Annotated in this window: 17 protein-coding genes; 13 read left to right on the forward strand and 4 right to left on the reverse strand. The window is 40.9% G+C overall.

Annotated features, from left to right (window positions below; genetic code table 11):
- The first annotated feature begins 85 nt into the window (after positions 1–85).
- A complete protein-coding gene (locus V1500_RS05505; protein ID WP_409304578.1) occupies positions 86–361 on the forward strand; it encodes a hypothetical protein in 276 nt (91 codons plus the stop codon).
- 334 nt (positions 362–695) lie between these two features.
- Here the strand turns inward: V1500_RS05505 and V1500_RS05510 are convergent, their stop codons facing one another.
- Complete coding sequence (locus V1500_RS05510) at positions 696–1,025, reverse strand: hypothetical protein (RefSeq protein ID WP_409304579.1); 330 nt, start codon at positions 1,023–1,025, stop codon at positions 696–698.
- Between the two features lie 268 nt (positions 1,026–1,293).
- Between V1500_RS05510 and V1500_RS05515 the strand changes: the two genes are divergently transcribed.
- Positions 1,294–1,803, forward strand: a complete 510-nt coding sequence (locus tag V1500_RS05515) for a GNAT family N-acetyltransferase (protein ID WP_409304580.1) — start codon at positions 1,294–1,296, stop codon at positions 1,801–1,803.
- Positions 1,804–2,417: 614 nt separating this feature from the next.
- Here V1500_RS05515 and yhfH read toward each other — a convergent pair.
- Positions 2,418–2,552, reverse strand: a complete 135-nt coding sequence (gene yhfH, locus V1500_RS05520; RefSeq protein ID WP_409304581.1) for a protein YhfH — start codon at positions 2,550–2,552, stop codon at positions 2,418–2,420.
- Positions 2,553–2,727: 175 nt separating this feature from the next.
- Between yhfH and V1500_RS05525 the strand changes: the two genes are divergently transcribed.
- The 3 genes from V1500_RS05525 to V1500_RS05535 all read left to right on the forward strand — a co-directional run bounded on the left by V1500_RS05525 (position 2,728) and on the right by V1500_RS05535 (position 6,232).
- The gene (locus V1500_RS05525) at positions 2,728–3,462 is read left to right on the forward strand and encodes an MBL fold metallo-hydrolase (protein ID WP_409304582.1); all 735 of its coding nucleotides are present in this window, start codon (positions 2,728–2,730) and stop codon (positions 3,460–3,462) included.
- Between the two features lie 43 nt (positions 3,463–3,505).
- A complete protein-coding gene (locus V1500_RS05530) occupies positions 3,506–4,495 on the forward strand; it encodes a lipoate--protein ligase (RefSeq protein WP_409304583.1) in 990 nt (329 codons plus the stop codon).
- A 186-nt stretch (positions 4,496–4,681) separates the two neighbouring features.
- Entirely contained in the window at positions 4,682–6,232 is a 1,551-nt protein-coding gene (locus V1500_RS05535) for a fatty acid--CoA ligase family protein (RefSeq protein WP_409304584.1), read from the forward strand.
- 42 nt (positions 6,233–6,274) lie between these two features.
- Here V1500_RS05535 and V1500_RS05540 read toward each other — a convergent pair whose 3' ends face one another.
- The gene (locus tag V1500_RS05540) at positions 6,275–7,273 is read right to left on the reverse strand and encodes a cation diffusion facilitator family transporter (RefSeq protein ID WP_409304585.1); all 999 of its coding nucleotides are present in this window, start codon (positions 7,271–7,273) and stop codon (positions 6,275–6,277) included.
- A gap of 314 nt (positions 7,274–7,587) precedes the next feature.
- Between V1500_RS05540 and V1500_RS05545 the strand changes: the two genes are divergently transcribed.
- The 6 genes from V1500_RS05545 (at position 7,588) to V1500_RS05570 (ending at position 12,412) form a co-directional block, all read left to right on the forward strand.
- Positions 7,588–8,388: an enoyl-CoA hydratase-related protein gene (locus tag V1500_RS05545; RefSeq protein ID WP_409304586.1), complete on the forward strand. Its 801-nt coding sequence runs from the start codon at positions 7,588–7,590 to the stop codon at positions 8,386–8,388.
- A gap of 224 nt (positions 8,389–8,612) precedes the next feature.
- On the forward strand, positions 8,613–9,137 hold the full coding sequence (locus V1500_RS05550; protein ID WP_409304587.1) for an HD domain-containing protein: 525 nt from the start codon (positions 8,613–8,615) through the stop codon (positions 9,135–9,137).
- A 187-nt stretch (positions 9,138–9,324) separates the two neighbouring features.
- Positions 9,325–10,173 carry a GRP family sugar transporter gene (locus tag V1500_RS05555; protein WP_409304588.1) on the forward strand — a complete coding sequence of 283 codons (849 nt, stop codon included), beginning with the start codon at positions 9,325–9,327 and terminating at the stop codon, positions 10,171–10,173.
- A gap of 45 nt (positions 10,174–10,218) precedes the next feature.
- On the forward strand, positions 10,219–11,004 hold the full coding sequence (locus V1500_RS05560; RefSeq protein WP_409304589.1) for an SDR family oxidoreductase: 786 nt from the start codon (positions 10,219–10,221) through the stop codon (positions 11,002–11,004).
- A gap of 378 nt (positions 11,005–11,382) precedes the next feature.
- Complete coding sequence (locus V1500_RS05565; RefSeq protein WP_409304590.1) at positions 11,383–12,114, forward strand: AzlC family ABC transporter permease; 732 nt, start codon at positions 11,383–11,385, stop codon at positions 12,112–12,114.
- The gene (locus V1500_RS05570; RefSeq protein ID WP_409304591.1) at positions 12,107–12,412 is read left to right on the forward strand and encodes an AzlD domain-containing protein; all 306 of its coding nucleotides are present in this window, start codon (positions 12,107–12,109) and stop codon (positions 12,410–12,412) included. Before V1500_RS05565 ends, V1500_RS05570 begins: the two co-directional genes overlap by 8 nt.
- A 77-nt stretch (positions 12,413–12,489) precedes the next feature.
- Here V1500_RS05570 and V1500_RS05575 read toward each other — a convergent pair whose 3' ends face one another.
- The gene (locus V1500_RS05575; RefSeq protein WP_409304592.1) at positions 12,490–13,077 is read right to left on the reverse strand and encodes an SCO family protein; all 588 of its coding nucleotides are present in this window, start codon (positions 13,075–13,077) and stop codon (positions 12,490–12,492) included.
- Positions 13,078–13,342: 265 nt separating this feature from the next.
- Between V1500_RS05575 and V1500_RS05580 the strand changes: the two genes are divergently transcribed.
- Positions 13,343–14,599, forward strand: coding sequence for a M48 family metallopeptidase (locus V1500_RS05580; protein WP_409304593.1), 1,257 nt, complete (start codon positions 13,343–13,345; stop codon positions 14,597–14,599).
- Between the two features lie 156 nt (positions 14,600–14,755).
- Entirely contained in the window at positions 14,756–15,565 is an 810-nt protein-coding gene (locus V1500_RS05585) for a YitT family protein (protein ID WP_409304594.1), read from the forward strand.
- Positions 15,566–15,583 lie beyond the last annotated feature (18 nt).

Consider the following 15,583-nt stretch of genomic DNA (forward strand, 5'->3'; position numbering starts at 1 on the left):
CACTTGTAAAGATCCTTTATATGTTGTTTTTGAAATATTATGGATCAATCTGATAAGAATGCAATCATATGAGAGGTGAATACAGATGGAGCGTATTCGTTCAGGCGAATCAAAGAAAAATAAGGAATCTTCAAAAACTCAATCAAATGAAATTTCGTTAGCAAACAATGAGCTGCAAAGCAAATTTTATGGAAAAGCAAGGGTCGAACCAACCAATATCGATACGGATACCGATTATGCAAATCATGAACTGCAAAAAGCTTTTTATGAAAATGATGAGCAAAGCGACTTTCCTGATACATATCCATTTAATAATATCCCTTTCCTTGAAGTGGGAGAAAATGATGATATCGGCCGATAGCATTGTTAAGACGCTGAGTAAAATAGAGGCAGCTTTAGCAGCAGGTATAGGACAGACTAAGAGATGGGTAACAGAGGGAGAATTTTAGACCACAAAGCTCTGACAGCTATATTTACAAAATAAAAGACAGCCCGTTATTTATTTTCGGGGATGTCTTTTATTTATAGCCGCTATATAAATGTTATTCCTAAAGCCTGGAGCAGCTGTGGAAGTGAAGAAGATACATGCCACATATTACAATTTAGAAGCCAGGCACGGAAATCTGCATTCTATCTATTACTTTCCAATTGTGCAGAAACAACCTGAAGCATCTTCAGGGTGTAAACATGTTGGCTCATGTATAACGGTTAAGTGTACCAGGATTATTATCATTGTAGGCTTGCTGCGGATTGGATGGGTATTGAATCACATACGGAAACAAATTAGAAGAAGGTGGTACATTTTTCTGTACGACAGGACCAAATACGCGTTGCTCATATCTTCGGTTTGCTTCATAGAATTGGTCTTCCAAAAAGCCCGCCTGTTCATGTGTAAGTTCCAAAACGAGATCATTATTACTGTCATCATAAGCTCTTAGTAAAACATAACTCTCATCATTTCTAGTTACATTGCTAACCTTCAGGTATAAGTTCTGGAGCTCAAAGCGAACTTTCATACCATCCATATCAGACACCTCCCGATTATATACATGTACTGTCTGCCTGATTTCTATAAACTATGCATTGATTTGAGATTTCAAAGGCTATTCCTCTTAATGCCTAGAATCTCTGATGCAAATCAAGTACAGATATAAGGTAACGCATTGGATAAGGCTCCTGGTTTTTGGTGCCTCTTGTTAGCCATGACGGCTCATGAAGGGAAGAAGAATTATACTGATTTCATGATATGATGTAAGACAAAGCATTACTGAGATAAAGAGGGGATGAGCTGTTTTGAAGATTAGAGAAGCTGTTTTAACCGATGCCAAAGCAATAGCAAAAGTACATGTTGATAGTTGGAAGACTACATACGCCAATATTGTACCGAGCGATTATTTACATAATTTAACATACGAAAATAGGGAACAGTTATGGATCAATAGTATTCCCAATGGAGGAGTATATGTCGCAGAAAACGAGAAAGGACAGATCATCGGCTTTTCGTCCGGCGGAAAAGAAAGAAGCGGAATCTATAATCAACTCGATGGAGAATTGTACGCCATATATATTTTAAAACAGTATCAAGGCAAAGGTTTGGGCCGAATGCTTGTTAAACCAGTTGTTGATGCACTTATAAAGAAAGGCTTTAATTCCATGCTTGTAATGGTGTTAAAAGATAATAGTTCCCGGTTATTCTATGAAGCACTTGGAGGAAAAAAAGTAGATTCTGTTGAGATTGAGATAGGAGGAAAGAAGCTATCTGAACTGGTCTATGGGTGGGAAGATATCCGTAAGATCATGTAGTATTCTTTATATCACTTCGTTAAAACCTAATACGATATCCATGTGCAAGTAAATTGGTCAATCTAACTGATGAGCGGAGTAGATTGGTGAATTAACAGGCGATGCTGCTAATTCAGAAGTTTTTGGATACGGCGTTTGCTGGCAGTTTTCCAACAAAGGTCTTCCAGGAAAATTCTAATTAGGGGCCAGAAATTTATGTGTAGCGACAGTAACATTTATCACATGAATTTACGTTTACTCCGTTATTTTCGAATTTTTTAATATGTGATACGGAAGAAGAAATCGACAGACTTTTGAATCCTTGATCAGGGGGGGGACAACCATTAATGTCGCTTGGCCATTACGGTTTTAGTGAGAAATTCGGCTGGATAGTTGATAATGTTGGAGTTTCATGGCAATTTAATCTGCCAGCCTAAATACTCTGTGTCATAAGCATTCTTAGGTTGGGTTGTAAAGCAAAAACTCGCCGCAAGTATGGCGAGTTTTCATTTTAGCCGTAATTTTTATATCATCAGGTGCTTTTTTCATTTTTTAAGGATTTTTTTCGAAACACACCAGTTTACGCGCGTAATCCATCTATAAGCATATAAAAAAGTAAAGAGTGGAAACGTGCATTAGTTTGCTGAGAGACCGAGACAGTGGTCGCATTGATTTCCATAGCATTCATGCTGTTCTTCAATTTTCCCCCCACAGTGTGAACATTGCTTCGCCGGTAAATTCTTAAAGAATTCAACGCTGCTTTGAATCATGATTATCAACCTCCCTATTGCAGTTTAAATTTACTGAATATTTAATTTAATTACATTGTATTATAACACATCTGTTTTGTCAACTAATGTTTTATAACAAAATGTTAAAAGGTGAAAAATGGGGGATAATGATTTATATTGAAGTTAGAAAGGGAAGACGAAGGGAGTGTTGAAATTGAAAATTACGGTTATAGGATGCTGGGGAGGCTACCCTGCCAAGAACGAAGCCAGCTCAGGTTATTTATTGGAGTATGATGACTACCGCGTGCTGCTTGACTGTGGAAGCGGTGTTCTGTCACAGCTCCAGAATCATATGAAACCGGATGACCTGGACGCTGTTGTTCTAACGCATTATCATGCAGATCATATTGCAGATATAGGTGTTCTTCAGCATGCTGTACTAATACAGAGATACCTTAACGGTAACCAAAAAACGATACCCATATATGCCCATGCTTTGGATGAAGCTGAATTTGATAAACTTACATATAAAGATATAACGAAGGGAATCGCATATTCTGACAGTCAACCATTGCAAATCGGACCGCTTACTTTTACCTTCATGAAGACGAAACATCCGGTACCATGCTTTGCGATGAGGATCGAAGCTGAGGGTCAAGCCATTGTCTACACTGGCGATAGCGCATATATGGAGGAAATGTCTGAGTTTGCGAAGGATGCTAACGTTTTATTATGCGAGAGCAACTTTTATGGAGATATGGACGGTTCAGGAGCCGGTCATATGACAGCAAGAGAAGCAGGGCGCGTTGCAGAAAAAGCCAATGTCCAGCTTCTGCTCTTAACGCATCTTCCTCATTACGGCGATCTGAGTCAGCTAAAACAGGAGGCTGGCGAAGTGTACAAACGTGAGATTGCGATTGCGCGCAAGGATATGGAATTTCAATTATAACGCTATACATTGTTTTACTATGGCTTTTTTAGGGGGAGTTAGAATGCTTTTCATTGATAATAAAGGAATAACTGATCCGCGGATCAATTTGGCAATAGAGGAGTATGCTTTAAAAAATCTAGATATAAACGAGACTTACCTTTTGTTTTATATAAATGAACCATCCATCATTATCGGAAAGAACCAAAATACAATTGAAGAAATCAATACTGACTACGTTGAAAAGAATGGGATAAAGGTTGTCCGGCGGCTCTCAGGCGGGGGAGCTGTGTATCATGACCTTGGAAATCTGAATTTTAGTTTTATCACAAAGGATGATGGGGACAGCTTTCACAATTTCCAGAAGTTCACTGAACCTGTTATAAAGGCTCTTCATAAACTCGGGGTTAATGCGGAATTAAGCGGCAGAAATGATATTCTGGCGGAAGGGAAGAAGATTTCAGGAAATGCCCAATTCTCCACACGGGGCAGGATGTTTAGCCACGGGACCCTTCTATTCAGTTCCGAAATGGAACATGTGGTATCTGCCCTTAAGGTGAAAAAGGACAAAATCGAATCGAAAGGAATCAAGTCAATAAGAAGCCGTGTAGCCAATATTTCCGAATTCTTGAAAGAGCCGATTACTATTGAACAGTTTCGCTCCTTGTTATTGAAATATATCTTTGAAGGAAGCGAAGAGATTCCTGAATATGTTCTGTCCGAAGAAGATTGGTCCAATATTCACAAATTGTCGGAGGAAAGATATCAGAATTGGGATTGGAACTTTGGCAGATCACCGAAATTTAATCTCCAGCACTCCCACCGTTTTCCCGTCGGTTCAATCGATATCAGGCTGGAGGTAAATAAAGGGGTCATTGAGAATTGCAAAATATACGGTGACTTCTTTGGCGTTGGAGATGTCAATGTGATAGAAGGAAGATTGAAAGACATTCGTTATGAACGGGAAGATATTGAGCATGCATTAGAAGATATTAATGTTTCCTACTATTTTGGCAATGTAACAAAAGAAGAAGTCATTCAATTAATTTACTGATGATTTCAACGGGGGCTGCATCCTGCAGGGACACAAGGAATGCCGCCTTTTCTTTTTTTTCGGAAAACGGATGTGAATTTTATTTTAACCATTGCCACATATATTTTCTTTTAATATAATTATTTTGAATATTTCTAATTCTAAAAATGAATGGCTATTCATTCATTTTGTAAAGGGGTGGGCATTTTGAATATAACTGCACAGTTACATGAAACAGCATTAAAGATGGCGGACAAGCCAGCTTATTATTTTATGGATCAAGCGACTAGTTACGGCCAGCTCGATGCAACCGTTACGAAATTTGCAGATGGTCTAAATAAGCTTGGCGTAACAAAAGGAGATCACGTAGCATTGCTTTTAGGTAATTCCCCGCATTTTATTATTGCTCTGTATGGTGCATTGCGGGCTGGAGCAACGGTCATTCCGATTAACCCGATCTATACTCCAGATGAAATCGGGTATATTTTGAACAACGGGGATGTTAAGACAGTAGTTGCCTTAGACCTTCTGGTACCGTTATTGGAAAAGATGAATGCAAATCTCCCGGTCGTGGAGCATATAGTAGTTTGTGAGACTCAGCCAGATAATGGCGAAGTGGATATCAGCCAGCTTTCTATTTACCCAAAAATGAAATCGTTTACAAGTGTCGTCGCCGGGGGTGATATTTCGTTTAAGGGACCATCCACAGAAGAAGATGATACTGCGGTGATTCTTTATACTTCAGGCACGACAGGTAAGCCTAAAGGTGCCATGCTTACGCATAAAAATCTGTTCTCCAATGCTAAAGATGTCGGTGAGTATCTAAAAATGAGCGGAGACGACCGGGTCGTTACAGCTCTTCCTATGTTCCATGTATTCTGTTTAACTGTTGTGCTTAATGCCCCGCTTATTTGCGGCGCTACATTATTGATTGTGCCAAAATTCAGCCCTAAAGAAGTATTCCGCTTGATAGGCAAATACGAGGCGACCGTTTTTGCAGGCGTTCCTACTATGTATAACTTCTTATACCAGTATCCTGAAGGGAATCCTGAAGACCTTAAATCTCTGAGACTTTGTATCTCTGGCGGAGCATCCATGCCTGTAGCACTGCTAAAGAGCTTTGAGAAGAAATTTAATGTGTTTATTTCTGAGGGGTATGGCCTTTCTGAGGCTTCACCAGTTACTTGCTTTAATCCGCTTGACCGTCCAAGGAAGCCGGGATCAATCGGAATGGATATTTTGAATGTCACAAACAAGATTGTCAGTGAGCTGGGGGAAGAGGTACCTGTAGGGGAAGTTGGAGAATTGATTGTTCAGGGACCAAATGTTATGAAGGGGTATTATAAGCTCCCAGAAGAAACCGCTGCGACTTTGAAAGATGGATGGTTGTATACAGGCGACCTTGCAAAGAAGGATGAAGATGGCTATTTCTTTATTGTCGATCGAAAGAAAGAAATGATTATTGTCGGCGGATATAATGTATATCCTCGGGAAGTGGAAGAAGTATTATATGCCCATCCTGGCATAGTGGAGGCAGCTGTCATCGGAGTACCGGATCCAAATCAGGGAGAATCCGTTCTCGCCTTTGTGGTAAAATCTGACGAAAAATTGACTGACCTCGAGCTTATTGCATACTGTAAAGAACATCTGGCAAAGTATAAGGTTCCGAATCAGATAGAATTCCTTGAGGAGCTCCCTAAAAATACGACCGGAAAGATTTTAAGGCGTTCGCTTAAGGATCAGGTATTGCAAGGATAGTAAAAAAACGGTGAAAATCTCAGGATTTTCACCGTTTTTATTTTAATGCTCTCTTACTCTCTTCTCTTCGAGAATATCTTTGCTCATGTCTGAACTCCACGTTGTTCGCCCGTCGTCCTCATCAAATTCTATGGTTACCTCTGCTACCCCTTTTTGGGACATGATTTTCTGTTCAAGCCTGTCTTTAATATCGTCTGCTTCAGCGATTGTCATCTTCGGATCTATTTCAATTTCCAGTTCTACATGTAGATCCTCGCCTTCTTTGATTACCGTAATTTCTTGTACGTCCTTGACACCTGGATCGGCCATGGCCATATTGCCAATTTTCTGCTCCATGAACTCATCTGATTCTCCCAAAACGCCAGCGGCATTATCAAGAAATACACGGCCTACTACAAAGAACATCATTAATCCGATGATTATGGACGCGATTCCTTCGGCTTGATGGAAGGACGTGAATTTTGCAATCACAATAGAGATCAGGGCAAGCAATCCTCCAAGTGTGGCAACCATGTCTTCCATGAATACTAGCTTTGTTGCTGGCTTTCCTTTTCGGAGATTTTTAAAGCTTACAGGAATAATAGCTAGTCCTTTAGCGGATGAACCCGTTTCATGGATGATTTCTTTCATAGCTTTGAAAAGAACATAACTCTCAAGTACCACGGCAGCAGAGAGAACGGCAATACTGATCAAGAAGCCCCCGGATTCAGTCGGATGCAGGATATGGTGATATCCTTCCACAATTGTTTCATAAGACATAATTCCAACTATTAAAACGGCACCTAACAAAACCAGGTGTACCAGCCGGCCAAAGCCTGCTGGAAATCTGTCGGTAGGAGCTTTTTTGCTTAAGGCTGAGCCAATGAAAACAAATAGCTGATTCGCTGCATCACCAATGCTGTGCATCGTTTCTGCAAACATGGCAACGTTTCCTGTTAAAAGATATGCTGCCCCTTTTATAATCGCAATAATTGTATTTATTATGGCGGCTAGCAATGCAGAACGATTACCTTTTTTCAATAAGACGAAAATTTCATTCAAGTTAGAATCCCTCGCTTATTTTGACTAGATTTTTATTACTATTCCCTTGTTGGTAGAGTGAAAACCACTAATGTATGATGAAATCGGCCTAACTGATTTACGATTGTAGTATTTGTTATGACAGGATGGGCAGCGTACGTATTTATAGTTACGGCAATTTTACAGTAATTTAATGAGACGACTTTGGAATTAAATCACATTTAGCACCTTGCACAGTTCAATAGGTCTATACATTATGGAAATTCCTTACATGTGAATTCCGCCGATTTTATGCTTACACCAGATTCCAAGCGGGAATAGGATAATAAAACAGCATGAAACGGAAGGAAGTGTTGCGGATGCCCTCTATTTTATATGAGGTTCGATCAGGAGTGGCCCATGTCACGCTGAATCGTGAGGAGGCGCTTCATTCCTTGAATACGTTAATGATCCAAAGGCTGTCAGATGTGATACAAGATATATCCTCTAATATACAGGTTCATGTGGTTATTATATCTGGTTTAGGAAAGCGCTCCTTTTGTGTCGGAGCAGACATGAACGATCCTACATTTCAATCTGCAGCGGATTTAATTGATGCCTCCTCCCAATTCAGTGAAATGCTTATATCTCTCGAAGAGCTGGAGAAACCGACAATCGCAGCAATTAATGGATATGCTTTTGGCGCCGGGTTGGAACTGGCCCTTGCATGCGATTTTAGGATTGCGGTTGACCAAACTTTGCTTGGTTTGCCTGAAACAAAACTTGGCATTATTCCTGGAGGCGGCGGCACGCAGAGGCTGCCCCGATTAATTGGTGAACCACGTGCAATGGAATTAATTCTTACAGGCAAGAGAATAACATCAATGGAAGCCTATCAGTATGGACTGCTTTCAAAGGTAGTACCCCCGGAAAAACTGGAAGTTGAAGCTTTAAATCTTGCAGAAGCGCTTTTATCAAATGGACCTGTTGCTGTAAGGAAGGCGAAACATGCGATTAAAAAAGGCATGAAAACTGATTTCCGTACGGGTCTGGAGCTTGAAAAGTCCTGTTTTCAGGCCGTCGCCCACTCAGAAGACCGACTCGAGGGCCTGGGATCGTTCTTAGAGAAAAAACCTCCCAATTTTAAGGGAAAATAAGTCTTTTGTCTAAACCTAAACAAGGAAAATGTAGTAAAATAGTGTAAATAAGCCGGACGGAGGGATCCGTTCGGTTTTTATGTAAGTTTTTGGGCAAGGTTTTTATGTGCATATTGGAACTTCTATGCCATGCTTGTCTTTAGGAATGACCTGCACATCTGAAAACGAAGCTGAGGAAAGTGACTTGTAAGCCACCGAATATTTTATGAGGGAGGAGAGCAACGATGAGAGACGTTACTCTATTACAGATTTTTGAACATCATATTACGCAGAAATATCTTAACCGCTCCGGGATGGCTCATGCGATTGCGGTCTCTTATCATGCCTTTCAACTCGCCAAGGATAGAGGGGAAGATGTCGATATTGCAGCAAAGGCTGGATTACTTCATGACATGGGGCATTTTACCTGGTATAAAAATGGAAAATGGGATTATCAGCTTTACAAACAAAATGATATACATGCCATTAAAGGGGCTGAACGTGCCCATAAGTTATTGATTCGGCTGGGTGAGAACCCTGTTCTTGCTAAGACTGTTTCGCTTGCCATTTTGTTTCACACCGACTCTTTTCTGCCAAGCAATGATATTGTCCGTACTCCTTTACAGAAAATTGTGAAGCTTGCCGATGAAAAAGATGAAGAGGAAGGCGGCTTGCATCATTATAGAACAATTTCATATGACAGGGCACGGAAAAGCATCATTCGGTTGGACGAAATGATAGATGAAATCCTTTATCAAAAGCTCGGATGAATGGATATAAAAAGGGCGGCTTCCCCGGAATCGGGAGGCCGTCCTTATTTATATCCAATGAATTGGCATGTAAGCGCTGTTCCTGCATTTGGGGGATAAAGTTAACGGTTTACCAAGCTTACGTATAGGGAAACTAATTTTATACAGTCAGACAAAGGGGCAAATGGAGGAAGAGGGTTTATGCATCATGGATATCTTAGTGGCTTTGCTTCCTGCTATTTGCTGGGGGAGTATGGTTTTATTAAATGTAAAAATAGGAGGAGGTCCTTACAGCCAAACTCTTGGGATGACGATTGGCGCTTTTATCTTCTCCACCGCAGTATTTTTTGTCGTAAAGCCTGAAGTAACACCGCTGATTTTTCTCATCGGAGTCGTTTCAGGGCTGGGCTGGTCACTTGGACAGAGTAATCAGCTTAAAAGTATCGACTATATAGGTGTTTCGAAAACTATGCCGATTTCTACCGGAATGCAGTTAGTAGCTACCGCATTGTTTGGGGTCATCATTTTTAAAGAGTGGTCGAAAACGGCTTCCATTCTATTAGGAACCTTGGCCCTTATTTTCATAGTTTCAGGGGTGTTATTAAACTCATTGGCTTCAGGAAAGGAAGAGCAGGCCGGCCAATTTAAACATGGCGTGCTCACTTTAATTGTATCTACTTTGGGATTTCTGACGTATGCAGTCATTGTCAGGCTGTTTCATGTAGACAGCTGGTCGGCCATTTTCCCTCAAGCAATTGGAGTTCTTGCCGGAGGCATTCTATTAACATTGAAGCACAGGCCTTTTAATAAATATGCCTTCAAAAATATCATATCTGGTTTTCTGTGGGCAGCGGGCAATCTGTTCTTATTTATTTCGCAGCCCAAAGTGGGTGTAGCCACAAGTTTTTCTTTATCACAAATGGGTATCGTGATTTCGACATTCGGGGGGATTTTCCTTTTAGGGGAAAGGAAAACGAGACGGCAGCTGTTCTATATTGTGATAGGCAGTTTCTTAATCATTATAGGGGCAGTTTTTCTTGGCATTGCCAAGGAATAAAAGCAGAGTTTCTTAATTTGGGATAATACTGAGGAGGAACATATTATGTATTCAGACTTAAAAGATAAAGTGGTCATAGTAACAGGGGGATCTTCTGGTCTTGGAAAGGCGATGGCAATCCGATTCGGTAAAGAACAGGCTAATGTTGTAGTGAATTATCATTCCAATCAAGAAGAGGCTATGGCTGTTCAGGAGGAAATCGAAAAGGCCGGGGGAAAGGCTATCATTATTAAGGGAGATGTTACGAGGGAAGAAGATGTAATCTCACTGATTCAAACGGCTGTCGAGAAATTTGGCCGGGTGGAAGTCATGATCAATAATGCTGGTATCGAAAATCCTGTACCTTCGCACGAATTATCACTCGACAACTGGAACAAAGTATTGGATACCAACCTTACAGGTGCGTTCTTAGGAAGCAGAGAGGCGTTAAAGTACTTTGTGGAAAATAATATCAAGGGAAATATAATTAATATGTCCAGTGTCCACGAAGTCATTCCTTGGCCGTTATTTGTTCATTATGCAGCTAGTAAGGGCGGCATTAAATCAATGACAGAAACACTCGCTCTTGAATACGCGCCTCGTGGAATAAGAGTAAATAATGTCGCACCCGGAGCAATTGATACTCCAATTAATGCAGAAAAATTTGAAGATCCGGAGCAAAAGGAGGACGTAGAAAGCTTAATACCGATGGGGTATATAGGACATCCTGAACAAGTAGCGGCTGCAGCAGTCTGGCTGGCTTCATCCGAATCCAGTTATGTCACCGGAACCACTTTGTTCGTTGACGGAGGCATGACGAAATATCCTTCCTTTCAGGCAGGACGAGGGTGAAAGACAAATGCAGCCTGAACAGACTAGATGCCAAGGATTAAGTCCAGATCGTTAAGAAACTTGGTTGTTCATGAATTCGGTGCATCACATTTCACTGTGGTGCGCTTTTTTTTACGCAAAAGGATATGTAAGGCGTTGCCAGGTCCCGCAGGAAGTGGTCAGTCAGCTTTGCCGCACGAAAGGCGTACTTAGGCTACTATACTCTTGGAAGTTATCACATATTACATAGAGGGGTTAATACGGATCATCGGCTAATTTCGCCATGTTCCTGTGGCGGCGCCGATGTTAGCACACCCGTGTGCGCCAAACAAAAATACCTTGAAAAATAGGCTGTATTTTAAGAAAATAGAATAATAACCTTACATAAGGGGGAGAAAGATGGCAGTGTCAGCAATTGGGGAAAGTTCCCCCCATTTCCGCCAGGGGCTTCAGGCTGGAGTAAGCATAGCTATAGGATATGCACCTATCGCACTGACTTACGGGCTGCTTGCCAAAACAACTGGACTCAGTATGGCGGAAACCATTTTGATGAGCCTGGCGGTTTTTGCCGGCGCATCCCAATACATAGCTTTAAACTTGATCGCATTAGGTACGGGAGCTGTAGAAATAGTCCTCACTACTTTAATTGTGAATATTCGCCACTTCCTGATGTCCACCTCACTAAATGAAAAGAGTAACCAGGGTGACAGTTTGATTAAAAAGGCAGTTTATGCGTTTGGACTTACTGATGAAACATTTTCTGTTGCTGCTACAAAACCAGGCACTATAACTTCCGGCTATATGTTCGGGTTAAACTTGATGGCCTACGCCAGCTGGGTCATTTTCTCTGGCATTGGCCATGTATTTGGTTCAGCACTGCCTCAGACACTTCAGGAAAGTATGTCAGTTGCATTATATGCCATGTTTATCGGTCTGCTTGTTCCGTCTTTAAAGGGTGCCAGGAAAGTGGTGTACCTTGCTGTTGTAGCAGCATGTTTTAACAGTATCTTCACACTTACCCATGTGCTCAGCAACGGTTGGTCGATCGTGCTTTCCACCCTTCTTTCCTCCGTTTTGATAGAACTTGTGGAAAACGTAAAGCAGCTGAAAGGACGGAGCACCGATGAATGAATCGATCGTTTGGATGATTATAGGCATGGGAGTGGTGACCTATATCCCGCGGCTTCTACCATTTATATTATTTCAGGGGAAGGAGATGCCTTCTTTTCTTCAGGGAGTATTGAGGAATATTCCCTACGCCACTCTTGGGGCACTCATTTTTCCAGGAATACTGTTAATACAGGATGATATAACATTTGGCATTTTGGGAGCGGCGGCGGCCTTTCTCATTGCTTATATGGGAGCCAATGTCATAGTGGTTGTCCTCGGTGCTATAGCAGTTTTAAGCATTTATTCCATTTTTATATAAACAGTAATAGGCAAAAAACACGATTCGCCCTGAGCGGTCGTGTTTTTTCAATTTAATTGCTGTATTCGTCCGCCCAATCAATAGAGCTCGTTCATAATCTTTTTGTATACTTTATCTTCATCAAACTTTCCTTTGCCCATTCCAAATACCTTAATAACCGCATTTTGTTGATTTAACAAATAGGTAGCGCTGGTATGTACAAACTGCCCTGTTCCATTATCTCGGTATTGGAAATTGAATTGGTTTGCCAATTTCTGCGTATCGGCAGAGCTGCCCCTGAGTACATCCCAACCCTCTGTTTTATTAATCTTAAATGTTTTAATATATTCGTCTAAAACTTTTTCCGTATCTTTTTCGGGATTAATGGTGACCGTTATAAATTCTATTTTGTCACCGAAAACATTCTTGGCGGCAAGCCTGTCGCGCAGTTTTTGCATCTCGAAGGTTGTAGTGGGGCAAATATCCGGACATTGAGTATACATAAATTCGAGCAATCTTACTTTTGGCTTCATTTCTCTGAAATTATAAGTATTACCTTCCTGATTCTGCATGCTTATGTCGGCAGGAAACTCCATTTTGGATTGTCTATAATCGGTGAAATAGTAAATTCCTGCACTTATCCCCAGGATTAGCAGAACTGCAAAATAGATGTATATTTTTTTCATCTCGATCACCTCAAAAATTTTAAAATTCTGTAAATGAGTAAACAGGAGGATCAGTGTATATTGATCACTTTTTAAAAGTGCAAGCTAACTAAACTATACATCAGGCAATACATGAATGAGCCGCAGAATAAGGAACAAAAGGTGAATATTATTTGAACATTTTTCTACAGTTTAGCTGGCAGTAGATTATTTTTATAATGAGGTTCTAACCTGTCCAGGTTTTAACTAAAATATGGAGAAGATTATGAAGGAAGGGAGTTGGGATATGGTTAAAAAATGGGCTATTGCAGCCATTGTCATATATCTGTCAGCTGCTGCGCTTGTGTACTGGTATATTTTCTGGAGTGCAAATACCGGCATTCCCCAGAATTTTAGGGGGACGGCAGCGGATCCGGCTACTTTCCTGAACGCCAGGGAACTGGTGTTGTCAGAGGAATATTCAAAAATACGGAACTTTCTATTCTTTATCTCGTCTCCATTTGAATGGGTGTTTTATTTCCTTATATTACTATTCGGCATTTCGCGTATTTTTAAAAATTGGGCTGAAGCAACCTCAAAGATACAAGTAGTACGCACGGCCACTTATTTCTTCTGGCTCTCAATCCTGTCATATGCGGTATTATTTCCGTTGAACTACTTTAGCTACAGGCTTTCCAGGTCCTATAAAATCAGTACTCAATCTTTCTCCTCATGGATGAAGGATGAACTGATAGATTTTTGGGTGAATTTTGGAATGACGATGGTGGTTGTGTTCATTCTCTATTGGCTAATGAAAAAGAGCGTAAAGAAATGGTGGCTTTATGCCTGGCTTTTGTCTGTCCCGTTTACTTTGTTTATGATGTTTGTCCAGCCAGTTGTAATCGACCCGTTATATAATGATTTTTATCCGTTAAAGGACAAGGCGCTAGAGACAAAAATATTAAAGCTTGCGGCAAGAGCTGACATACCCGCTGACCATGTATATGAAGTAAATATGGCAGAGAAAACAAATGCACTAAATGCCTATGTCACAGGGATTGGTACGAATTCACGGATTGTGCTTTGGGATACTACCTTGAATCAATTGGAAGATGACGAAATCCTTTTTATTATGGCACATGAGATGGCCCACTACGTCGAGAAGCATATCTATTTTGGGATTGGCTCTTATTTGCTGCTAACACTGTTCGGCCTGTGGGTAACGGCCAAGCTGATGGACTATATAGTTCGCAGATGGGGGGGAGTACTGCACATTCCTTCTGTAGCCAGCATAAGTTCTCTTCCATTGTTTTTGCTGATTACAGCCATTCTGCTGTTTGCATCCAGTCCTCTCTCAAATTCTATTTCACGTTATCAGGAAACTCGGGCAGACCGTTACGCTGTTGAAATGACAAAAAATAACAAAGCGGCTGTCAGTACGTTCCAGGAGCTGACAAGAGCCGGCTTAAGCGAGGTGAACCCTCCGCTGCTGGTGAAGTGGTTTAGGTATTCCCATCCAACCATGCTTGAACGAATATCCTCTGTTGATAAGCTGAAGCATTAAACAAAAAAACAATTCCGACAGGAATTGTTTTTTTCTGGCCTCTTTATGCTTTTTTATTCGCATTAGACCGCCATAGTCAGAATATACTTTTAAATTTTCTAATGCCCGATTGTTTACTATAATAATTAAAAATCACGGTATTCGAGGAGACAAGCTATGTACAGATTACTTACAGTCATAATGGGCTCCCTTATTGTCGGCGTGGCTTATAATTTATTTTTGATTCCCCATCAAATACTGAGCAGCGGTCTTAGCGGTATAGCGATCATGTTAGGGATTATTACGCCGATAAATACTGGTCTGTTGAACTTTTTGCTTAATTTGCCATTGCTGGTTATCGGTGTGTTCAAACTGGGAAAGCGATTCATTGGTTTAACGATCCTTTCAGTGGTGACGTTGTCGATTAGCCTATATTTGGTTCCTGTACATGCCATTTCTTCTGAACCTATACTCTCCTCTTTATTCGGCGGCGTCATAACAGGAATTGGGATTGGGCTAATTTTCAGGGCTTCAGGATCTTCGGGAGGTTTTGATATTATTGCAATGCTTTTGACAAAGCAAAAGGATTTCCCGCTCGGTGCTCTCTTATCGGCAATGAATGCAGTAGTTGTGACCCTTTCAGGTTTTATCTTTAATTGGGACGCAGCACTTAATACACTTGTAGCTATTTATGCCACTGGTAAAGTAATTGACACGATCCACACAAATCACATAAAACTTACGGTAATGATTGTGACCCAAAAGGGTGACGAAATGAAGACTAAGCTTTTGGCAAATCTTTATCGCGGCATAACTTTAATGGATGGACAGGGAGGCTACTCCGGGGAGGGCCGTAAAATCTTAATGACTGTAATTACACGCTATCAGCTCCATGATGTGAAAGCACTCATTAATGAAGTTGACCCGCAGGCCTTTGTCAACATAACCGAGACAACGGAAGTAATGGGTTCTTTTCATAGGGCTTAACAAAAAAGGATCCTTCTC

The sequence above is a fragment of the Peribacillus sedimenti genome (assembly GCF_046237635.1).
Taxonomy (GTDB): Bacteria; Bacillota; Bacilli; order Bacillales; family DSM-1321; genus Peribacillus; species Peribacillus sedimenti.